20 protein-coding genes are annotated in these 23180 nt (G+C 49.0%); 3 read left to right on the top strand and 17 right to left on the bottom strand.

What is annotated here, in order from left to right:
* Positions 1-23: 23 nt before the first annotated feature.
* From C1I60_RS22020 to C1I60_RS22030, 3 genes are all read right to left on the bottom strand, one after another.
* Positions 24-1052 (bottom strand): hypothetical protein, encoded by a 1029-nt coding sequence (locus tag C1I60_RS22020; protein ID WP_137063883.1) that lies wholly within the window; start codon positions 1050-1052, stop codon positions 24-26.
* Positions 1053-1245: 193 nt separating this feature from the next.
* Positions 1246-2079, bottom strand: a complete 834-nt coding sequence (gene dapF / locus C1I60_RS22025; protein WP_137063624.1) for a diaminopimelate epimerase — start codon at positions 2077-2079, stop codon at positions 1246-1248.
* Positions 2080-2194: 115 nt separating this feature from the next.
* Positions 2195-4993 carry a calcium-translocating P-type ATPase, SERCA-type gene (locus C1I60_RS22030; RefSeq protein ID WP_137063884.1) on the bottom strand — a complete coding sequence of 933 codons (2799 nt, stop codon included), beginning with the start codon at positions 4991-4993 and terminating at the stop codon, positions 2195-2197.
* A gap of 228 nt (positions 4994-5221) precedes the next feature.
* On the opposite strand from C1I60_RS22030, the gene C1I60_RS22035 reads away from it, so the two are divergent.
* Positions 5222-6967 carry an Rqc2 family fibronectin-binding protein gene (locus tag C1I60_RS22035; RefSeq protein WP_137063625.1) on the top strand — a complete coding sequence of 582 codons (1746 nt, stop codon included), beginning with the start codon at positions 5222-5224 and terminating at the stop codon, positions 6965-6967.
* A 244-nt stretch (positions 6968-7211) separates the two neighbouring features.
* Here the strand turns inward: C1I60_RS22035 and C1I60_RS22040 are convergent, their stop codons facing one another.
* The 9 genes from C1I60_RS22040 to C1I60_RS22080 all read right to left on the bottom strand — a co-directional run bounded on the left by C1I60_RS22040 (position 7212) and on the right by C1I60_RS22080 (position 16640).
* Positions 7212-8081, bottom strand: a complete 870-nt coding sequence (locus tag C1I60_RS22040; RefSeq protein WP_137063626.1) for a PHP domain-containing protein — start codon at positions 8079-8081, stop codon at positions 7212-7214.
* Positions 8081-9037 carry a selenium metabolism-associated LysR family transcriptional regulator gene (locus C1I60_RS22045; protein ID WP_137063627.1) on the bottom strand — a complete coding sequence of 319 codons (957 nt, stop codon included), beginning with the start codon at positions 9035-9037 and terminating at the stop codon, positions 8081-8083. Before C1I60_RS22045 ends, C1I60_RS22040 begins: the two co-directional genes overlap by 1 nt.
* Before the next feature lie 316 nt (positions 9038-9353).
* A complete protein-coding gene (locus C1I60_RS22050) occupies positions 9354-9791 on the bottom strand; it encodes a hypothetical protein (RefSeq protein WP_025684234.1) in 438 nt (145 codons plus the stop codon).
* A gap of 228 nt (positions 9792-10019) precedes the next feature.
* Positions 10020-10280 carry a YlbG family protein gene (locus tag C1I60_RS22055; protein ID WP_014282311.1) on the bottom strand — a complete coding sequence of 87 codons (261 nt, stop codon included), beginning with the start codon at positions 10278-10280 and terminating at the stop codon, positions 10020-10022.
* Between the two features lie 39 nt (positions 10281-10319).
* Positions 10320-10760, bottom strand: coding sequence for a YlbF/YmcA family competence regulator (locus C1I60_RS22060; protein WP_137063628.1), 441 nt, complete (start codon positions 10758-10760; stop codon positions 10320-10322).
* A 106-nt stretch (positions 10761-10866) separates the two neighbouring features.
* Positions 10867-12933 (bottom strand): helicase-associated domain-containing protein, encoded by a 2067-nt coding sequence (locus tag C1I60_RS22065; protein WP_137063629.1) that lies wholly within the window; start codon positions 12931-12933, stop codon positions 10867-10869.
* 7 nt (positions 12934-12940) lie between these two features.
* Positions 12941-14764 carry a DNA repair helicase XPB gene (locus C1I60_RS22070; RefSeq protein ID WP_137063630.1) on the bottom strand — a complete coding sequence of 608 codons (1824 nt, stop codon included), beginning with the start codon at positions 14762-14764 and terminating at the stop codon, positions 12941-12943.
* Between the two features lie 151 nt (positions 14765-14915).
* Complete coding sequence (locus C1I60_RS22075; RefSeq protein WP_014282315.1) at positions 14916-15344, bottom strand: CBS domain-containing protein; 429 nt, start codon at positions 15342-15344, stop codon at positions 14916-14918.
* Positions 15345-15434: 90 nt separating this feature from the next.
* The gene (locus C1I60_RS22080; protein ID WP_137063631.1) at positions 15435-16640 is read right to left on the bottom strand and encodes a M20 family metallopeptidase; all 1206 of its coding nucleotides are present in this window, start codon (positions 16638-16640) and stop codon (positions 15435-15437) included.
* A gap of 254 nt (positions 16641-16894) precedes the next feature.
* Here C1I60_RS22080 and ftsW point away from each other — a divergent pair, with 254 nt between their 5' ends.
* Complete coding sequence (gene ftsW / locus C1I60_RS22085; RefSeq protein WP_137063632.1) at positions 16895-18154, top strand: putative lipid II flippase FtsW; 1260 nt, start codon at positions 16895-16897, stop codon at positions 18152-18154.
* Between the two features lie 215 nt (positions 18155-18369).
* Here ftsW and C1I60_RS22090 read toward each other — a convergent pair whose 3' ends face one another.
* The gene (locus C1I60_RS22090) at positions 18370-18735 is read right to left on the bottom strand and encodes an Asp23/Gls24 family envelope stress response protein (protein WP_137063633.1); all 366 of its coding nucleotides are present in this window, start codon (positions 18733-18735) and stop codon (positions 18370-18372) included.
* Between the two features lie 192 nt (positions 18736-18927).
* Here C1I60_RS22090 and cax point away from each other — a divergent pair, with 192 nt between their 5' ends.
* Entirely contained in the window at positions 18928-19998 is a 1071-nt protein-coding gene (gene cax / locus C1I60_RS22095; RefSeq protein ID WP_137063634.1) for a calcium/proton exchanger, read from the top strand.
* Positions 19999-20288: 290 nt separating this feature from the next.
* Here the strand turns inward: cax and C1I60_RS22100 are convergent, their stop codons facing one another.
* The 4 genes from C1I60_RS22100 to C1I60_RS22115 all read right to left on the bottom strand — a co-directional run bounded on the left by C1I60_RS22100 (position 20289) and on the right by C1I60_RS22115 (position 23096).
* Positions 20289-20579, bottom strand: coding sequence for an Fpa/YlaN family protein (locus C1I60_RS22100; protein ID WP_137063635.1), 291 nt, complete (start codon positions 20577-20579; stop codon positions 20289-20291).
* A 141-nt stretch (positions 20580-20720) separates the two neighbouring features.
* Positions 20721-20963: an HPr family phosphocarrier protein gene (locus C1I60_RS22105; protein ID WP_137063636.1), complete on the bottom strand. Its 243-nt coding sequence runs from the start codon at positions 20961-20963 to the stop codon at positions 20721-20723.
* Positions 20964-21052: 89 nt separating this feature from the next.
* Complete coding sequence (locus C1I60_RS22110) at positions 21053-22168, bottom strand: aminopeptidase (RefSeq protein WP_137063637.1); 1116 nt, start codon at positions 22166-22168, stop codon at positions 21053-21055.
* Between the two features lie 76 nt (positions 22169-22244).
* Entirely contained in the window at positions 22245-23096 is an 852-nt protein-coding gene (locus C1I60_RS22115) for a hypothetical protein (protein ID WP_137063638.1), read from the bottom strand.
* Positions 23097-23180 lie beyond the last annotated feature (84 nt).

The following is a 23180-nucleotide window of genomic DNA, read 5'->3' on the forward strand; positions in this document are numbered from 1 at the left end:
ATCATTGCTATATTCTATTACCTTTATTGCAACTTCCCATCAGAAGAATGAAGAGAGAAAGCGTAAAAAGCTCCTTTTTTATTCACTTTACCCACAACAGAGGGCGTCCCCTTTTGTTTTTTGGAAAATGTATATGCATTTTCCTGGATTTCAACATTATAATCGGATAAATTGATGTTAAATAACAATTGGACCTTGGGCCTGGCTAGCTTTAAAGCTTCAGAGGCCGTATATTTCGGGCTGGCAAACGATTTTTTGAAATCCGTGTCATCGTTCCAGTCCACCCCAAAGGTGGATACAGTGAGCACTTTGCCTGTTACTGCGCCAATTTTGACCTCACTCGCCTCGTTTGCATCCTCAAACGCCCAATAAGAAAGCCCCTTGGCCTCGTCCTTGTAACGTGAAGCATGCTGCACCGTGATACGTTGTCCGCTAATGCGCTTGAAGCTGTTCACCGCACGATTTAGCAACACAGGGTCCACCTGTTTCAGCGGGTAGTCGGCATTAATGGTGATGCTGTTGCCGCGATCCACATCAACGTACAGCGAGGAAGCCTTTTCCCCGGCCCCCCAGAACACCCAATAATTCGAAGGCTTGTTAGACTGGTAAGGGGATTTGACCCGCCAGAATGCCTCAAATTGCAGGGGACGCTTGCTGTCAAACGCTTTGGCGCTGTTCAGCACTTTAGTTTTGAGGGGCGTGTCCATCGCCTTTGCCAAGCTGCTTATTTTATATCGAACGGTTGTGGAATCCACTCTGTTTTTTTCCTTATTATATTCCGTCTGAAACGTAGCTGTTCCATCCTCCAGGTCGCCCTCGACAATCCAGGTTTTACCCATATCCGTCACATCGTCAAATTGAAACGGCGTCTTCGTACCGATGAGTTCTTGTACTGCCTTTTCCAAACGATTCACGACAGTAGGGGTTAGTGAGCCAACCTGCTTATCAGTCGTTTTTTCCGCAGTAGCAGGAACGGCCGCGGCCTGAGCCGGAAGCGCGGCGACTACAAATATAAGAGCTGAAAACGCTGAAATCCAACGAAATTTCCGCACCATGAATGGCCTCCTTATCGTTTTCTCATTTTCTATATTATACATGGTTCAGACGTCAAAAAAAGACAGAATGTTGCTTCGTGCCACGCATTTTCTTCATTTTATATGAAAAAATGCAAAAAAAAGAAGACCGACCAAGGTCTTCTTCACACTTATACCAATCTTGCTCTATCACATGCTGCATTCGCTTATTTCAGGACAAACGACCATCGTACACAATCTCAGCCGGCCCCGTCATATATACATGATTATCATTCTCGTTCCATTCGATATCCAGATTTCCGCCCTTCAGGCTGACAATCGCACGGCGGTCGCTGTAGCCGTTCAATACAGACGCCACAAGCGTAGCACAGGCTCCGGTTCCACATGCCAACGTAGGCCCGGCTCCCCGTTCCCATACTCTCATGTCAATGTGGTCCCGGCTTCGTATTGTAGCGAACTCGACATTTGTTTTTTTAGGGAACAGCGGGTGGCATTCCAGCTTAGGCCCCCAGGCTTCCAGATCAAAGCCAGGTGCATCCTCAACATAAATGACACAGTGCGGATTGCCCATGGATACAGCTGTAAAACGAAAGCCGCTGCCTCCAACTTCGATGGACTGGTTGATGACACTAGCCAGATCCAGCGTTGTTGGAATTTTCAAACCCTCCAGAATCGGTTCTCCCATATCCACCTTCACTTGACGTACAAGTCCGCCCGCTACGGTCAATTCAACCTGCTGCACACCTGCACCCAGCGTCTCAATCGTAATCTGCTCACGACTGATATGCTTGCGGTCATACACATATTTTGCTGCACAACGAATGGCATTTCCGCATTGCTCGGCCTCCGAGCCGTCTGAATTAATGATGCGCATGCAGAAATCCGCTTTTTCAGAAGGCAATATATATACCAGACCGTCAGCGCCGACTCCAAAATGTCGGTCACACAGCCGAACAGCCAATTCCGAAGCGTCAGACGGCAATTCCTGATGCCCAAACCAAACGATAAAATCATTACCCAATCCGTGCATTTTTGTGAATTCCATAGCTTCCCCCCGCCGTTGCTGCTAATCTCATGCTCCTTATGAAGCTTTGGTTCCATGATAGCATACGGGGCAAAAAGGGAAAAGTGATGAAGTATGTCTGTCCCGTGCCGGAGGCTTAAGCCGAAAACTTAGTGCGTCCCGAAGCAAAGCGGGTATGTCCGTCCCGACGACGGTTGCGTCTGCCACCCCATACGCTTCCCGCCCCCATCAGGAAGGTCGGAATACCGGCAGCGACAATGGAAAGCGCCCATTCGCGGAACCCGAGCGGTACCGTTTTGAAAATAGGTTGCAGTACAGGTACATACATAACCACCAGCATCAGTACTACCGAAGACAGCACGGCAAGTACGAGATAGCTATTTTGAAATGGATTACGGTGGAAAATAGAACGGGAGCTGCGGCAATCGAACACATGAATGAGCTGTGCCAGCACCAATGTGGCGAAGGCGACCGACTGTGCCTTGATCAGTTGTCCTGCATCATCAGGCGCAATACGCAGCGTCAGCCAGAACGCCGCAAGCGTACATAAGCCGATCAGTAGGCCGCGACTAATGATTTTCCAGCCGAGACGACGGGCAAAAATATTTTCCTTAGCGCCGCGTGGTTTGTGCTCCATGAGATCCTTTTCAGGCTGATCCACACCCAGAGCCATCGCCGGAAGCCCGTCGGTCACCAGGTTCACCCATAAAATCTGAATCGGAAGCAGCGGCAATGGCAGACCGGCCATCATTGCGAAAAACATCGTCAAAATTTCACCGACATTGGAGGCAAGCAGATAACGGATAAATTTACGAATATTTTCGTAAATATTTCGCCCTTCCTCAATAGCTGCTACAATCGTCGAGAAATTATCGTCGCTGAGCACGAGCGCAGCCGCTTCCTTGGTCACATCCGTTCCTGTTATACCCATCGCAATACCGATGTCCGATGCCTTGATCGCTGGCGCGTCATTCACGCCGTCTCCAGTCATGGCTACGACATGCCCGCGTCTTTGAAGCGATTTGACAATCCGCAGCTTATGCTCCGGGGATACCCGCGCATATACGGAGACCATGTCTACTGCTTTGTCCAGCGCCGCATCATCCATCACAGATAGCTGCTGTCCGGTCAGCACATGCGAGCCGCGCTGAAAAATGCCTAGCTGCTGCGCAATGGCCTCGGCTGTTGTACCGTGATCGCCCGTAATCATCACGGTGCGGATGCCAGCGCGTCGGCACTTGCCAATAGCTTCGCGGGCCTCGCGGCGCGGCGGATCAATCATGCCTGTGAGGCCGATGAAGATGAGCTGATTCTCAGCCTCTTCCACCGAGACGACACGCTCATGCGAGCGGATATCCCGGTAAGCGACACCCAGTACACGCAGCGCCTCCGAGGCCATTCCTTCGTTGGCTGCCAGCACCTTTTGGCGCAGCGTGCCCGTCAGTGGAACGACATTTCCTTCCCACAAAATGTAGGAGCACTGACCCAACAACACATCCGGTGCGCCTTTGGCAAATATGATATGCCCTCCTTGATGCCGTACAAGTACAGACATCCGTTTCCGCTCCGAATCAAAAGGAAATTCGCGTTCCCGTGTATATAGCTCATACAGGCCTTGGCGCGTAACCCCGCCCTTGGCGGCTAACGTGACAAGCGCCCCCTCTGTCGGGTCGCCTTTCAGCTCCCAAACAGCGGACGGCGTCGGCTCCTTGGTTTTCTTTTTCGAGCGTAGCTCATCCATGTCGGCTTGAACAATTTCCGCGTTATTGCACAGCACACTGGCTTGCAGCAGTCTGCGAAGTGATTGTCCGTTTTTGAGATCCGCAGGAGCATCCCTGTCCATAATATGTCCGTGCGGGTCATAGCCTTCTCCCGTCACTTCCCAGAAGCGACCATCCACCCATAGCTTGGTGACCGTCATTTTGTTCTGGGTCAGCGTACCGGTTTTGTCAGAGCAAATGACAGACGCACATCCGAGCGTTTCAACCGAAGGCAGTTTTCGCACAATCGCCTTGCGTTTGATCATACGCTGCACGCCCAAGGCGAGCGCAATCGTCACAATGGCAGGCAAACCTTCCGGTATAGCTGCTACAGCCAAGCTCACCCCGGCCAGGAACATACTCATCGCTGGCTGTCCATGCAGGATACCTGCTACGACAACAAGCACCGTTAACGCCAGTGCTACAATGATCAGAATTTTACCCAGTTGCTCCAGTCTGTGCTGCAACGGGGTCTCCTGAGACTCTGTATTTTGGATCAAGTCTGCGATTTTGCCCATTTCCGTATTCATACCTGTACGAATAACGACCCCCTGAGCTGTTCCTCTGGTCATCATTGTGCCCATAAAGCCGATGTTCTTTTGATCGCCCAGCGGTACCTCAGCGGCATGAATAGGACGGCAATGCTTGCTCACTGGAACCGATTCGCCAGTCAGGGCGGATTCCTCCACATTGCAGCCATTCGTGCTCAGCCATCTTATATCTGCGGGAATACGATCGCCGCTTTCCAATAGCACGATATCACCCGGTACCAGCTCTCTGGCCTGAATCTGAATCCGTTTGCCTCCCCGCAGTACTTTGGCGGTTGGAGCGGACAGTTGTTTCAAGGCTCGAAGCGAACGTTCCGCTCTAAACTCTTGCACAAAACCAAGAACTCCATTCAGTACAACAATAGCAATAATAGTAATAGCATCCAGATATTCGCCGAGCAAGCCGGATATCAGTGTGGCTCCCATCAGTACGAGCATCATAAAATCCTTGAACTGGTTCAGCAGCAGCAGGATCGGCGAAACACGCTTTCCCTCGCTCAGCTCATTCCATCCTGACCTTTCTCTTCTTTCCGTAAGCTGTTCCTCCGAAAGACCCTGCTTCGGGTCGACTTCCAGGCTTGTTGAAAGCTGTTCATTGCTTAATTGGTGCCAGTGTGCTTGTTCCATTCTCCCCAATTCCCTCCCGGTCAGATAGTCCGTTTCCGTCGGTAGTGCGTAGGATGGCTGCCCGTTATTGCGTTTTTGTGCCACGAATGCTGATAAGCTGGACAGACTTTCTAGATTCAATCTATTCGGACAGGACCTGAAATATCACAATGCCGCTTAAGTTTTGTCCCAAAGTTATGTATCATAGAAGGAAGGCAAAAATATTTGCTTCAAAGGAGAACAGACATTATGGCATTGGACGGAATCGTAACCCGCGCTATCGTACACGAGCTGCAAGGCATACGGGGCGGGCGCATCAATAAAATACATCAGCCGAACGATCACGATATCTTACTGAATTTGCGGGCTCAAGGCGGGAGCGTCAAGCTGCTGCTGTCGGTCAACCCGACATTCCCACGTGTACATTTTACAGAACAAAGCTTTCTCAATCCAACGGAGGCCCCTATGTTCTGTATGCTGCTTCGCAAGCACTGCGAAGGTGGTATCATCGAAAAAATTAGTCAGGTGGGCATGGAGCGTATTATTCACATGGATGTGCGTCAGCGTGATGAACTGGGGGATATTTCACTCAAGCGGATTATCATTGAGCTGATGGGCAGACACAGCAACATTATCTTGCTTGACCCGGAGACAGGCGTTATGCTGGACGGCATCCATCATGTCACACCGTCCATCAGCAGCTATCGGGTCATCATGCCCGGCTTCCAATACACGGAGCCTCCTGAACAAAATAAACTGAATCCGCTGGAAACGGAAGTAACGGCTTTTGCATCCTCATATCAGACAGCGATCGAAGCCGAAGAAGCTCCCAAACGCTGGATTGTGAATACCTTTACTGGACTGAGCCCCCTCATTGCCGAGGAGATGCTGACCCGAGTTTCCAACGAAGCACCCGCTGACGATTATCGTCCGCTGTGGAATACCTTTAGTCACATCATGGATGACGTGCGGAATCATCGTTTTCAGCCGGTATCCGGTCTGAACGTGCAGGAAAAAGTAATATTTTCAGCCATTCCCCTCACGTTGATTCAAGGAGAGCTCAAACAATACACTACGATCAGTGAGTGTATGGAGGACTTTTTCGGTGAAAAAGCAGAACGGGATACGGTCAAGCAAAAGGTCAGCGACCTGCTGCGTTTCCTGCAAAACGAACGGAGCAAAAACGTAAAAAAACTCGACCATCTGCATCAGGATTTAGCTGAGGCGGAGGATGCCGATCAATTTCGCATTTATGGGGAGCTGCTGTTCGCTTCGCTACATGAAGTGAAGAAGGGCGACAAGGAAGTGACGCTCACCAACTTTTATGATGAAGAACAGCGTCCGATGACCATTCCGCTGGACCCGTTGCTGGGCCCATCAGATAATGCGCAACGGTACTTTAAAAAGTACAATAAATATAAAAACAGCCTGGCTGTCATTGATGAACAACTGGAGAAGACACACGAAGAAATTCGGTATATGGACAATCTACTACAGCAACTGGCTCATGCCTCCATGAACGATATTGAGGAAATACGTGAAGAACTGGTTCAGCAAGGCTATCTCCGGGACAGAGTCAAAAAAGGGAAGAAAAAGAAGAAAACGGACCGTCCAACCTTACACGTATATACGTCATCCGAAGGCATCGAGCTGTTGGTCGGCAAAAACAACTTGCAGAACGAATATGTAACGAACCGTCTGGCCGGACCTAATGACACGTGGCTGCATACGAAGGATATTCCTGGGTCACACGTCGTTATTCGCGCCGAGCAATTCGGAGACACAACGCTCGAGGAAGCAGCTCAGCTCGCTGCCTATTTCAGCCAGGCCAAACAGTCCAGCAGCGTGCCCGTAGATGCCACCTTGATCCGGCATGTGCGTAAGCCTAGCGGAGCCAAGCCCGGCTTTGTTATATACGATCATCAGCGCACGCTCTTCATCACACCCGACGAGGACCTGGTCAAAAAGCTGCCGAATCGCATCAAAAACGGCTGAGCCGCACCAGCATAATCTTGTAAACAAGTATGCATTCAGGAACACCCGCTGCGAAGCACACATAGCGGACAAGTCCCTTGAATCCACTTAAAGCCCCTTATCTTGTGCAAAGAACACTTCATGAGTGCAGGCACAAAACAAGGGGCTATTTGTGTTCCCTATTGCTGTTTCCTATCGAGATTCTGTGCTTCATTTTCATATATGTGCAATAACGGCTCATCTTTGCGTAAAAGCCCTGTACTCCTTACTTTTGTCCACCAACAGCCCTTCTCAATTCATCCACGACCTGACTGTCCACACTGCGGCTGCCCAAATCACCGTGAAAAATAACGCCTTGGCGGGCACCATGGAAATCCGAGCCACCTGTCGGGATCAGCCCGTAGTGTGCAGCCATCGCGGCGTATCGACTCTCAGCCTCATCATTATGGTCTGAATGTCGCACCTCCAAGCCCGCAGGCTTCGCCTTCTCTACAATGGAGCGAACCAGCTCATCATTGCCATACAATCCAGGGTGGGCCACCACAGGTACCCCTCCTGCTTCCCGAATCCAGCTTATGGCCTCCGCAGGCCCCACTCGGGGCACAGACACATAACCGGGCGATCCCTCTGCCAAATAATGGTCAAACGCATCCCTCATATCCTTCGCATAGCCTTTTTGTACCAGCGTATCCGCCATATGCGGACGTCCAATGCTTTCATCCGGCGCCAGCGGTCTGCCCAACGTAGCTACCACCTCATCCAGTGTGATTTCCACACCCAGGCTACGTAGCCGACTCAAAATCAGATCATTGCGGGTATCCCGCGCCTGACGTAGCTTTTCCAACCGTTCCAAAAAAACTTCATTACGGTAATCCATAAAATACCCAAGTATATGAATATCCTTACCGCCTGCCCGTGTGCTAATTTCCACACCCGGCACCACTGTAATGCCCAATCGCCGCCCTTCCTCAAGCGCTTCCTCCAGCCCCGCTACCGTATCGTGATCCGTAATTGCAACCCCTGCCAGTCCTTTTTCCTTGGCCCAACGCACATTGTCCGCTGGTGGCTGCATACCATCAGATGCCTGAGTGTGAGTGTGCAAATCGTATCGTCCCAAATTCGTCTGCTCCCCCATTACACATTCTCCTCCTCTTTCATCTCTGCAAGCTCATTCACCGTATCCCCGGACACATCCGTTCCCTGATCATGACGGCGCAAGAATGACAGAAAGGTTACCACCGGAATCGGCAGCAGTGCTGATTTCAGATGGATGGCATAAAACTCGCGTTTGAAGGTGATATCGGAAATATTTACGATTTTCAGCAATCCGAGTGCAACCTCATGCTTCACCGAAGAAGGCGATAGCATCGTAATGCCTAATCCAGCCTCAACCGCCGATTTGACCGCTCCAGTGCTGCCCATCTCCATAACGATGGAAAGCCGGGACGCATCAACACCGCGGCTTCTCAACTCGTCCTCTATCACTTGCCTTGTACCTGACCCCTTTTCTCTTGCTACAAAAGGATGCTTAAACACATCCTCCAGAACTACCTTTTTGGCCTTCGCCAGTGCATGTCCCGAAGGAACAATCAGCTTCAGCTCATCCTGCATCACAGGCTCCACCACGATATCCGGGTGCTGAATCGGTGCTTCAATCAGCCCTAAATTCAATTGATGCTTTAAAATATCATCCATAATTTGAGTCGTATTCATTACGTTCATTGCCATGCGTATATGAGGGTACTCCTGACCAAACGGCCCCAACATTCTCGGTACAATGTACTCGCCGATCGTAAGACTTGCGCCAATATGTAATCTCCCCTCCAGCATGTGAGTAAAAGCAGACATCGCCTCATCAGCTTCACGGATTAGCTCCATGCTTTTTTTCGCAAAAGGCAGCAGTGTCGCTCCTGCCTCCGACAGCTCGATTTTTTTGGTAGATCGATGCAGTAGCTTCGTACCAAAATAATCTTCCAAAGACTGAATTTGCATCGTCACGGCAGGTTGCGTCATATGCAGCGCTTGCGCCGCTGCCGAGAAGCTTCCCCGCTCCGCTACCGTGTAAAAAATATGCAGCTGATGAAAGTTCATACTGACAGCCCTCTCCCCTCTCTGATCTCCTTATTTTAGCATAAGAAAAACATCTGTCGAAGCATTTCCAAGAAAGCAGACTGAAATTAGGGGCTTTTATTATAGAATTTATAAATGAGCATTTTGTATAAATCCCAAGAGCGATTTCAAATCAGCGATATATAGATCAAAACGGTCTAGTTTGTCTATATATTGTACTTTAAAGCGTTGGGAATCGAATGATGCAAAATGCTGAAATAAAAAAAGTATGCAGATTATTCCTGCATACTTCTACTAGATAAGGTACTTGACGATAATCCCTTCCGCGAATCAACGTCTATTTCCGTTTACGGGTGCTTTTCATCAGTGTCATACGCCGTGAATGGCGCAACCAGGAATAGTACGACTTCAAATCCCGCAGTTCAATGGTCTCTGACATCCGCCCCAAAAAGGTGATCACAATCATTTTGTGGAGCGGGTTACCCGCAATATCCATTTCGCCAGGCAACTCCCCAAACTCGGCCACGACGACCAGGTCACCGTCAATTAAATATACATCCTCTTCGTTGTGATAGTAGGATTCCATCCTGTTTTGCTTCAGACATTCCCAAAGCCAGGCGGCGATATGATTCGTTTCGGACTGTTTCTGTTCTATACGGTCTAAGTAGCGTGTTTTCGCATGATTAGTAATCACAATATCGGCGACCTTCTTGTCGCCCATCTCTACGTAGAACGGCTCGTATGTACTCCAACGCTGCATCGCCTTGTCACGCACGGGATCACTCTCCCCACCAGATAGGTCTTTATATCTACCAATATATTCATATGTTACCTCAACAGACCCGGGACTACAAGTTACAAAATTGAAGTTTATCGCTAATTTTAAAGATTATTTTAGGTCTATCAGCATGAAGACCATTATGCAAAAGTCCTGGATTTATAAAAAAAAGCCAGCCCAAGGGCCGACTTTTTAATAAAACTTGAAACAAAAACCATTTAAAGATTATATTTCATACTCTTTTAATTTTTCCTTATCGTCGTTATACTCCGTCCTGATCTCATTTCGGAAAGAGCGTTCGACCTTGCGCACATAGGAAAGCCTGCGAATATTCTTAACGGTATCCTCTGCCCGATCCGCATTCATGTATATGACAACATAATGCATACGCCTCGAAATATAGTGGACATTCCCGTATTTCTCCAAATTGCGGGCAGCCTTGATATCGCTTACCCAAATGATGTACCCTGTCCGCTCGGCAAACATTCGCTTCATCTCCCCTCCACTCGATATCATCCCTATGGCCTATCCGCAGGAGCACTTGCCTCCGCTACCGCAGCCACCCTTTTTCACATTCGGATCATTGCTTGGCACCTTAATGGTGTCAGACACAGAATAAGCAATCGTTTCAGACATGGCATGGAGCATATCATCCAACGCCCTTTCTGCCCGTTTGAACTCCTGAACCTCCTGAAATTGTTCCAGCTCCAGTTCAACGACCTGCACTGCATCCTTCGCTTCATGAAAATTTGGGTGAAAATGCCCAAAGCGTTCCGTTTCGGCGAACAGCTCCTTTTTGGCATCCAGCTTGCGCACACACGCCTGAATCGACGGATTCCATTCCACACGCTGTTTCCAATATAAATAATCCGATACCTCAAAGGACCGGTTGACCATATCGCCCAATTCATAGGCGTTAATAAGCACTTCTGCCATATTGACCGTGTTCAATTCGGCTACGCTCATGAATGTTCATCTCACTTTATATAAAGTTCTACTGGTAAAGTAGACTCATTTATCATAACACATCCTTCTTTTGAGAAGAAGGAGTTTCATGCACATCCTGGCTGTTCTATGTAAAAGGAACCAGCAGGCGCATATCAGACCATTCCCCCGGCTGTAAAGTCGTGCGGGGAAACGTCTCACCGTCCAAGCCGGTAGCATACCAGCCAGTCACACTCCACGGCTCACCGGGAGCCACCGCTTCCGGTATCCATTTGACCTCTTTTTCACCGATTCTCAGTCCCACCGCCGCTTGCCAGCGAATCGCCTGTTCCATGAGCTCCCGGGCGGTGGAGGCATGGTAGCTTCTCCATTCTTTTGTCCATGACGCGGGTACTGCCGATTTCTCTGGAAAATAATCGGATGGGTCAGGTAGCGTATGCTCCCGTTCATAAAAGTGCAACGTCCGCCCCGTGTAAACCAAACCTGCCCTTCCCTCTTGTGAAAACATCGGCCATTCCTGAGTTGAGTTGGTTAACGTTTCGCCAACTGTCGTTTCTGTATCATCCGCATCAAATGGACTGTTGGAGCAAACGGGACAAACTTCCTCCGTTTTCGCCACCAGCGGATAACGGTGAACCGGCTCATCCACCCCCTCCATCTCCCGGCGCGGACTCAGCCCAATCGTAGCAAGTGTCCTGCGGATTTTGGCAGCCGAACGTGCCGGAATAATAAAGTCCCTTTCGCCAATCCGTTCAAGCAATCCAGCCAGTCCGGGGTGACGTGCAGCACTGTCTGCGTCCTCTCGGGTACCACAACGCAGAAGTGTTACCGTTGCAAACGCTGTCCGTCCCACATCGCCTGCCCACTGCTCCACTGCCACGCGTACATGGTCAGGCACGCCTGTCCGGCTATACCTATCCAGAAGTGCTGAAATAGCTTTAGCCTCCATCCCTAGCTCGATCGCCTCTGTAACACTTTCTCGGGTGATTCGGTATACCACCATCCGGTCCCCCGTCACACGTTCACAAAAGCATTCCAGCTTCCAACGTACATCATAAGCTACATCCGGCGGCACCAATATTTCAAAATCCGGCTGTACATAAAAGGTACCTCGCTCCTGAACCCCATCCATCTCATCATCGGAACGAAGCATATCCAACGCTTGTACGTTCCAGCGAAAACACAGTTCTCCCGACGCGGTCAGACCCCAATCACCCATTCCAAAGGCGGTCAGCGCTGTCACCCAGCCCCTAACCATATCCATGTATTGTCCGTTAAGGCTGGAATGAGATGACGTGTTGTCCTCAATCCTTACGTGGCTTGCATGTATAGCAGATAAATCCAGAGGATCACCGCTTTTACGGTCCAATCCGCTCACACTCTCCTGCGAAATCAGTCCTGTCTGAGTCATCCATTGGAGCAACGGCCCGATATGAATCCAGCCTTCAGGTCCCACATGGCTGGAGGCAACGCACAGCATATAACGAAAATGCTGCATAGATGCCTCAGCCTTTCCATACCTTTCCATCAGTGTGACAAGAATATGCTTGCGCATTTGCCAAGCAGACAAGCGAATCCACACTGCCAGCCCGGCTTCCTGTACATGAAAAGTAGCAGCTTCCTTTACCAGCAGACCCAAGCTGAGCAGCAAGTCCATCATCACCACCGTTTGCACCGGATACAGCTCGGCGTACGCATATTGTAGCCCAAGTCCAGTCAAATCTTCCGGTTGAAAGGGAGTCAACTCATTTAGCTTTTGCAGTGACCGTTTATGAATGATCCCTTTCGCTGTCAAAGGAACTCCCTGCACGGCAATACGGGACAACGCGTGCAGCAGCTCCGCTTCAAGCCCCGTCAACGCTTCATGCACCGTCAGCGGTTGATCCGTATCCATCGTTTTCATCGTACTTTGGCTTTGCTCCAACAGCATTTCGTACAGATCCGGCAACCGATGAACTGGAATATATAACATTCGTTCGCCCCACGATTTGGTAACCGCCTCCAGCCAGCCCCGGTCGCGCAGTCTGTGCAGTGCCAGTTTCGTTTCGGCTCCACTCAGCGCTCCCCGGGTAAGACTTAATGGCTCTTCTTCCCTCATGGGCTGTCCCGCGTGCCGGATAAAGCATCGACGTAGCACTAACAGCTCATCCGATGCAAGCTCCTTCCAGCCGCCTTCCCTGTTCGTTACGCCCATTCTTTGATCACGCCTCTCTTTTCTTTCCGCCAGCTTCAGCCTCATCATTCAGGTTCCCGATAGCCTCCCCCGAGCTAAATCTGCGAATCGCATATTCATAGCCCTGCTCAATCAGAAACAGCTGACGGCGGGCTGCAAAATCCGTCTCCTTACTGTTCTCCGTCACTAGCGCATAAAAATAAGCCTTATTTTTACCAGACTTCGGTCGCAAAATGCGGCCAAGCCGCTGTGCCTCCTCCTGACGGGAACCGAAGCTGCCCGATACCTCTATAGCTACGGCCGCATCCGGCAAATCCACAGCAAAGTTCGCCACCTTGGACACCAGCAGGGTCCGAATTGTACCTTTGCGGAACGCATCGAACCACCGCACCCGCTCAGTCTGGCTCATTGACCCGGTTATCAACGGCACGCTCAGCTCCTGCGCCAATAAACGCAATTGATCCAAATATTGCCCGATAATAAGCGTGGGCAGGCCCTGGTGGTGCTGCATCAGGCTGCGCACCGCTTCCAGCTTGGCCGGATTTTCAGCGGCAATCCGGTACTGCTGCCTGCCTTCAGCACGCATGCTGCGTTCCAGAAGCGCAGCCGACATGGGAAGCCGAAGCTCCACACAATCGACCTGGGCGATCCAGCCCTGTCGCTCCAGCTCCTTCCACGGCATGTCGTACCGCTTCGGTCCAATCAAGGAGAACACATCCCGCTCGCATCCGTCCTCCCGAACAAGCGTCGCGGTCAATCCCAAACGACGGGTGGCCTGAATATCCGCCGTTGCTCGAAATACCGGCGCAGGCAGCAAATGCACCTCATCATATACAATTAGCCCCCATTTGCGCTCGCTTAGCAGCTTCAAATGCTCAAATTCTCCGTCTTTGGTACGGCGATGCGTCAAAATCTGATAGGTCGCTGCCGTAATCGGACGCACTTCTTTTTTCTGACCACTGTATTCCCCAATGGAATCGGCAGGAATATCCGTCTTTTGCTTCAATTCCTCAATCCATTGCCGAACCGATGTGGTATTGGAGGTTAAAATAAGCACCTCGCACTGAAGCCGCTCCATCACCGCCATACCAATCACGGTTTTTCCCGCTCCACACGGAAGCACCAGCACACCGCTGCCACCCAGGCCGTCCGCCCCCTCAAACGCATCAGCCGCCTCCACCTGATAATCACGAAGCTTCAGTTCCGTTTGTCCCTGACCTAGAGAAAAACGAAGCTGATTCCCCTCCAGGTAGCCTGCCGTATCCATAACCGGAAATCCAAGTCGGGTCAGTTCCTGCTTGACCAGGCCCCGATTTTCTGAAGGAACCGACACGGTCACTTCACTGTCACGAAGCAAACCAAGCTGCTCAAGATCCTGCTTGAGCAGCAGTTCATCCAATAAAGCCGGGCTGTCGGCCGTCAATATCAAGCGGTCAGCCGCTGTACGGCTATGAGCTGTATCCATCTCCATGCCTATAGTTGCTTCCTGCTCAATACTATTCAGATCAGCAGTATGCATGCTGTAACTGCCCTTTTCTTCCACTCTCGCCCGTGACAGCGTCAGCGTCCCGTAACGGGAGACGAGTCGTTCAATATCCTTTAACAAATCACGGGGAATATCCCAACGGGACATGGAATGCAGACTATGTTGAACATCCGCGGCACTCCACCCGAGGGCGGCCGCATTCCACAGGGACAATGGAGTGATATGATATGTATGAAAAGCGGACGGGCTTTTAACCAACTCCGCATAAACCTGCAACTGTGAACGTGCATGCTCCGAAGCGGGCAGGCCCATTTCCAGCAAAACGGTAAAATCACGTTGTACAATACAAGGGTGATCCGGATTCATAATTACCTCCCGTCAATCTATAACACATCATCTTAAGTTCTATATAACAAACAGTTTGTCCGTTTATTCGCAGATCAACCGGAATAGCAAGAAGTCCAACCCATATACGGGTTGAACTCTTTGTCATCCAGGTCTATGCTCTCTCTTTTACCTAGTGTACCTGCTCGGAAATATGGCTAAGCGCCTCTCCAGCGTTGTCTGCAAAAATATTACGTACAGCCAGATCGCCAATCGAAACAATCCCGATCAAACGATCCCCTTCCGTTACCGGCAGACGGCGAATTTGCTGCTCTGCCATCAGTTCGGCTGCCTGATCCACCGACATGTCGGCTTGAGCTGTACGGATGCCTGTTGTCATCACTGTGTCGACTGAACTAGAGCCGGAATGCTTTGCAGCATAACCACGAACGACAAGGTCACGGTCCGTTACCACACCGATAAGCTTGTCACTACCTTCGCTTTCCACAACCGGGATAAAACCGGTGTCGTTATCCTTCATTTTGAGCGCAATCTCATAAATATTGTCTTGCGGGGTAACCGTCACACATTTTTCAGTCATAACTTCCTGAACCTTTTTCATGGGTACTCCCTCCTTTTCAAGAGTAGGGTACCCCATTTCATTCTGCTCATACACCGAATCAGCTCGTACAGTTTCAGCTCACGGTAGCTGTCAGCGGCTGGTATTTACTGTTTTTCGCTCCGCAGCATATCCGGTAGACATCGCAATAAACAAACGAACCGCCTTAATCATCGCATCCTCGTCAAAATCAAACTTAGGGTGGTGATGCGGATAAACGGCTCCTTTAGCAGGGTTACCCGCTCCCACGAACATGAAGCAGCCCGGCACACGTTCCAGATAATAAGCAAAATCTTCGGCAGGCATCAGCTTTGACGCTTCCTGAACCTTTCCCTCACCAAAAACGGGTCCTGCTTCCTTAAAAAAACGCGAAGCTTCGTGCGCATCATTTACAACAGGCGGGTATCCCATAAGATAGCGAATATTGGCTGTTGCTCCGTAAGTTGCCGCCGTAAGCTCCGTAACCGCATGTAGCCGATCCTTCATCACCGTCCGGGTTTCCTCGTCAAACGTACGGATCGTCCCACTCAGACGGCATGTTTCCGCGATCACATTTTGCGCAGCCCCCCCTTGAATCGTTCCCACCGTCAGCACAGCGGGCCGCAAAGGGTCTACTGAACGGCTCACGATGCTTTGCAGTTGCATAACAAGAGCTGAACCCGCTACCACACTATCATGGGTAGACTGAGGCATACCGCCATGACCACCCTTACCCGTAATTTCAATATAAAAATCGTCCGCCGCCGCCATCAACGGCCCTGCGCAACTCGCAGTCGTCCCGATCGGAAACGGTGTCCACAGATGGATGCCGTAAATAACGTCCACTCCTTCCAGCACGCCATCCTTTAGTACATTGACCGCGCCACCAGGCAACAATTCCTCCGCAGGCTGGAACAAGAATCGTATTTCTCCTTCCAGCTCATCCCGATGGAGACTAAAATAGTAAGCCGTTCCGAGCAAAACGGACGTATGCCCGTCATGTCCGCAAGCATGCATGGCTCCGTCTACGCTGGAACGATATTCGCATTCTTTCTCATCCTGAATAGGAAGAGCATCCATATCGGCGCGCAGCATCACAACAGGCCCCGGCTTGGAACCACGAATGATACCGACAACACCGTGCCCCCCTACATGTCGGCGAACCTCAATACCCCAGCTCTCCAGCTTGTTCGCTACAAAGGCTGCAGTCTGGCTTTCCTGAAAAGAGATTTCGGGATTTTTATGTAAATATCTGCGCCACTCCACCATTTGTTCCTGTAGCTGGTCAAACCAGCTCTTGTCTGTCGCATGTTGTGTCATATTGCTCCACCTCTCCTTTTAAAACACTGGGCTGCTTCCCGATAAATCTTGCAGATTCACAACGTATGTGCCACTGCTCTCAAACCCTTATTTTGTATTCTATTGTAGCAGATATGGAATTGTAGCGATATCCGTTGCTGTATAGAGGTTGCAGAAGCCCTCCAAAAATACTATGATTAAATGGATAAACCATAAAATAATAATGATAAACGTCTGCGAGGCATAACTTGCGGCGAATACCGGGGGAAGCTGATATGAGAAATACGAAGCCGGAGACTCGAAGAAGAGGCACACCGGATTTCCAATTGCTGATCCTCACCTTGTTGCTGGTTGGATTCGGGGTAATCATGGTATTTAGCGCCAGCTCCAGCGTAGCTCTGCTGAATAAAGATTATAATTTTGACTCTTTGTATTTTGTGAAGCGTCAAGCTGCGTTTGCTATACTTGGACTTTTCATCATGTTCGTAGCTATGAATATTAAGATGGAAAAATATAAAAAGCTGTTTGTACCTTTATTTTTCATTACAGTTTTACTGCTGGTCATCGTTCTTTTTACAGGCTCTCTTAACGGCGCAAAAAGCTGGCTCAGATTTGGTAGTATTGGTTTCCAGCCAACCGAGCTTGCGAAAATATCCATTATCCTGTACTTATCCGCGCTGATTGTCAAAAAAGGGGATCGCTTTAGAGATTTACGAACCGGCTACATACCCGTAACCGTCATTGTAGGCTTTGTTGCGGGACTCATTATGCTTCAACCGGATTTTGGATCCTGCTTCATCCTCGTAGCAACCAGTGGCCTGATTATTTATGCCGGGGGAGCCAGTGTCAAGCATATTACGGCTTCGATTGGTCTCCTGCTACTGGGCGCCGCCCTCGTTTTTGGTATCGGCTCGTTGTTTGGAGGAGATTCTGGAGCATCAGATGGCCAAGCCACAGCCAAGCAAGATTACAAAATCGGACGTTTTCAAGCCTTTCTTGATCCTATGGAATATAAGCTTGGAACTGGATATAATCTGGTACAATCCTTGCAAGCTATAGGGGAAGGCGGAATAACTGGGGCTGGATTTGGCAAGGGCATTATCAAGCTTCACTATTTGCCTAACTCTTTTAATGACTTTATTTTTTCCGTAATTGGTGAAGAATTTGGATTCATCGGAACAGCCATATTTCTGATGCTGTACCTGTATTTCATTTGGCGAGGGATGATTATCGCCTTGCGTTGCCATGATCCGTTTGGGACGTTGGTGGGTACAGGTATTATGGGCCTGATAGCCATTCAGGCGTTCATTAATATCGGTGGTGTAACCCAGACCATTCCGATCACCGGGGTTACGCTTCCCTTTATCAGTTTTGGTGGATCATCCCTTCTCGTCACGATGTTCTCCATCGGAATCATGCTCAGCATCTCCCGCGAAAACACCAAACAGGCAGTACAGGAACGTACTACAGGAGTAGCAGTTCGGACCCAAGTACCTAACCGTTTTCAAACTCGTAGAGCTAACCGTTCCCGTTAAGAAAAGAACTTCCACGATCGCCGACAATGGTGGTTTTGGAAGCTCTTTTGTATATGTATTACGCTCAATCTGGCGATATACGATGCTGCTTATCTGCAAACAAAAACTGGCGATCCTGAAACCGCCAGTTTTTGTGTTTTATTTGTATCCTCGCGGGGAAAATCCCTGCATGTATAAAGCTGGCGGAAAACGTCAATGTACCCGCCTTGTCTTTTTTACACTGCGTCGTCCTTAAAAGCGACACCCTCTACTTTTACGTTGACTTCCACAACACGCAGACCTGTCATGCTTTCGACAGCTTCTCGCACATTTTGCTGAAGAATCCGGGACACCTCATGGATTGGTGTTTCGTAGAGCACAAAAATACGAAGATCAATGGCAGCTTCCAACTGTCCAACCTCCACTGATACGCCTTTTTGCACATTTTTACCACTCAGTCTTTTGGCCCAGCCTTCAGATAAGCCACCTGACATTGCAGCAATGCCGGGCGTCTCCAGTGCAGCCATCCCCGCAATTTTACCTACGACATCGTTGGAAATCTTGATGTTTCCTGCTTCCAGTTGTTGAATTTGCTCTGCCATGACTTATGTCCCCCTTCATCCATCCTTTATTTGTATTGTAAAGCCTCAGCCACTGCAATTGCAAACCTTGCGTATGAAAAATAACTTTCGTTTACAACCTATATCAATTTGGGTATATTAATTTAGAAAATCCATACAAGTGACAGTATTCACCAAACTTGTACATATCCTTCGATATCGAGGTGTACTTCATTGAAAAAATGGTTATCTCCCAGCTTGCTTATGGCGACCTTTGCCCTTAGCGCAGTCGCTCATTACGCCCATTGGAACGCGATCGTTCAATTCGTCATTTGCGCAATCTCTGTCGTGTTCGTAGCCGGGTTTCTCGGCAGAGCGACCGAAAGTGTAGCACATTATGCAGGCCAACGTCTGGGCGGATTTTTGAATGCCACTTTCGGCAACGCAGCCGAACTGATCATCGCCATCTTTCTCGTAAAAGAAGGTCTTTACGATATGGTGAAGGCGAGTCTGACCGGATCGATCATCGGCAATTTACTGCTTGTGCTGGGCGCAAGCCTGTTCGCCGGTGGGTTGAAATACAAAGTACAAAATTTTAATGTATCTCTGGCTGGCTTAAGCGGTTCACTGATGATTGTGGCTGTTATTGCTCTGTTTGTTCCGGCTGTATTTCTGAATACCCATGTCATTACGGATAGTGAATCGGATACGCTCAGTCTCATTGTTGCAGGCACACTGATTGTGGCATATATTGCGTGGCTTATTTTTTCCATGATTACACACAAAGACTATTTATCTGACGTAACTGAACAACAGGACGAAGAACTGCCGCATGAGCACGCCCCTGTGTGGTCCAGAAACAAATCCATCACGTACCTGGTAATCGCTACCGTTATGGTCGCCTTTGTCAGCGAATGGCTTGTAGGAACACTGGAGATATTCACGACCCAGTTCGGACTCAGCGAATTGTTCGTGGGTGCATTCCTCGTTGCCATTATCGGTAACGCGGCTGAGCACAGCGCGGCCATTTTGCTGGCGATGAAAAACAAAATCGGCGCATCAGTCGAAATCGCAGTCGGCAGCAGTCTGCAAATTGCGCTATTCGTTGCACCTGTGCTGATTTTTGTCAGCTACTTCATGGGAAGTACGATGAATATCGTTTTCACCACGATTGAGCTGGTCGCCATCGCCGTGGCTGTATTTATCGCCAAGTCTATTACCCAAGATGGCTCAACCAACTGGTATGAGGGGTTGATGCTGCTGGTTGTGTATGTTCTGTTAGGCGTATCTTTCTTCCTCGTGTAAACACCTTTCAAGGTTTTAAAATGTACACTAGGATGGTAGTGACCGCTTTTCGTTTTATTTGATCTTCTGATCACTGTTGCCCTTGAATTTTTTATGATGATATAACCCCATAATGAATTAAAATTCAAGGGCAAAGGTGAGCGCTTACGCTTCTCCAGATTCAGATGAACTGCTACGCTGCTGCTATCTCCTTTTTAAAAGACAGGTGATTCGTTCCCATTGCATATGTAAGGCATCAAAAAAAGCATGCACTCAGACTCCGCATGCTCTCATCAATTAAAACCGTCTTCCTAATTGGCCTTATTGTTCATGGCCTCATATAGAATAGCCAGGTTGCGTTCCAGCTCACTGACCAGCTGTTTACCTACCATTTCCGGAAGAAGGCCGGCGCGAACCGCAAAATCCACTTCCTTGGAAAATCCGTACATCTGAGTATCCAGCACTTCCTCATAGAGAGGGCAGTAACGGGTTGCCAGATTCTCCATCTGTACTTCAATAAGCTTCTTTATTTTATCTGCATCTTCCTGAAGCAGATTAATGGCCCTAATGTTCAATTGCTCCTGCAAATCAGATGAAGTCATGGATTCTTCCCCCCTATGTCTCAATGTCGCACAAGACGTCCTAACGTTAATATTAGACCAAATTGCAGGCTAATACAAGAACCTGACAAAAAAAGCATCCCTACAGTTACAGGTAGGGATGCTTTTGATCCAGGAATGCAGTCAGGAGGCTACCGATATGTGTAGCCCGTGCTTCTGAAACACTTCAGTGATCGCTTTCTTGGCTTCCTCCGCGTCAGGTCCGTGAACATGCAGCTCATAGCTGTGGCTGCTGACCAATGTCGTAAACAAGCCAAGTATACTTTTCACATCAATATACTTATTCTCGGAATGAAGGACGATGGAAGAAGTAAACTTGCTCGCTGTCTGTGCAATTTCAACAATCGCCGCATTATTATTTGACATAGAGATCCCTCGCTTTACTTGATTATCATGTATCATTACTCATCCATTATAATACATTGAAATCGCTTTCTCAGCAAGGAGAGATATCGTTATTTCAAGTTCTCGGGATTTAACGGCTCCAACTCGGGCAGCACAAAAATGCCATCCTTGCGGATCATAACATCGTCAAAATAAATTTCGCCGCCCCCATATTCCGGACGCTGAATCAAGACCAAATCCCAATGAATCGAAGAACGGTTGCCGTTGTCTGCTGTTTCATAGGCCTGACCCGGGGTGAAATGCAAGCTACCTGCGATTTTTTCGTCAAACAGAATATCCTTCATTGGATGCAAAATATACGGATTGAACCCAATCGCAAACTCGCCAATATAGCGTGCTCCCTCGTCGGAATCCAAAATGTCGTTCAGCCGCTTCGTATCATTACTCGTTGCTTCTACAATTTTACCATTCTCAAAGCGGAATTTTACATTTTCAAAGGTGATACCATTGTACAGCGTTTGTGCATTATAGCTAATGGTTCCGTTAACGGAATCTCGCACGGGTGCGCTATATACTTCGCCATCCGGGATATTACATTGACCGGAGCATTTGATGGCGCCGATTTGCTTAATAGAGAAATTCAGATCTGTGCCCGGTCCGCTAATCCGCACCTTATCCGTCCGGTTCATCAAGTCAGCCAGCGCGTCCTGCGCCTTATCCATTTTTGCATAATCCAGATTACACACATTGAAATAAAAATCTTCGAACGCCTCTGTGCTCGTATTCGCCAATTGCGCCATACTGTCATTCGGATAACGCAGCACTACCCATTTCGTATGCTTCACCCGCTGCTCGCTATGTACCGCATGCTGATAAATCGAATTATACAATTTCATCTTGTCTTCCGGCACGTCTGACAGATCATTGACATTTTCACCAGCGCGAATCCCGATGTAGCAATGCATTTGTTTCATCCGATTGAGGTCTATTTCAGCCCAGGTTTGCACCATTTCCTTTGTTGCATGACGAAGCATGGCACTCTGTACCTTACGATCCGTGAGCTGAACGAAAACGTTACCCCCTTTTTTGCCTACCTCATGAATAATGGCGTTAAGCAGGTCCCGCTCCGTACCGATCATTTCAACCAGCACGTTCTCACCCGGCTGTACCTCAACAGAGTAGCCTACCAGGTTTTCTGCCAGCTTTAGTATTCTGGGATCTTTCATTTGTTGTCTCTCCTTCTCTAGATCGTTCTTTTTGAACAACGGTTAATTCGAAGTCCATTGTATCATGCCCGTCCTGTTACTTGTAGCCCTCAAAAGCAACTCTGGTAATCAGAGCTTCCTCATGCCCCTCTCCATTTGCCTTCTGATGCGCAATTTTGCATTCCGACGACAACTTCAGAGGCAAGCCTGTTTGGCGGTCTATCGTCAGATGATACACAGCCTGCACCTCAGAATGCTCTAATTGGCTACTCATATCCTCACGACTCTGTGCCCATATTCGATTCAGTTTTTGCTGCACCTCTTGATTCTTCCCGTTCTGCTTCATGTGTGCTTGCAGGAGTTGAGGGTTTATGGCATCCATTTCTTTCATTAAACGCTCTTTCAACCATCGCTTGGCCGAGGACGATTCTGGCTCAATCCTCACTACCCAGGTTCCCCGCGCTGCCCCAGCCTCCATACGAATGGTCTTATTCAGTGCATTCAGTTCCTCCATCTCCTGAATGGGATTAAAACGATTTAACATCCCTACTCCATTCATAGCTATACGACCAGGCGTCACCGCAATCCATTTCCCATCCATACGAAGAAAACGCTCCTTTGTTACCCGATCCCCGGATACGCCCTGTTCGAGTGCAGCATAGCCTGACTGTTTGTTAAAAGCCGCCACAGAACCCCAATGCATGGTCAATTCATCATGATTGCTTACTTTACCATGATATGCAAATTGTTTGTTCATCAGCAATCCGTTTTTGGTTATGACACCAGCCTGTCCTTTGAACGTTAACATTTCTTTGCCCGCTATTCCTGCAACGGCTCTTTTAAAAATCTGCTCCGGCGCATTTTGCTGTTCTGTCAGTGTGCATCCACTCAACGAGTACATCACGAGCAACATACAAACTAGCATAACCCATGCTCTTTTCCAACGCATCCAATCATCCGCCCATCATGTCCTGATATAACCATTGCCCAGTAAGCAAGGGGTCGCTCTTCAGGAAAACTACGTTACTTGTAC

This window comes from Paenibacillus terrae (assembly GCF_005217525.1).
Lineage (GTDB): Bacteria > Bacillota > Bacilli > Paenibacillales > Paenibacillaceae > Paenibacillus > Paenibacillus terrae_C.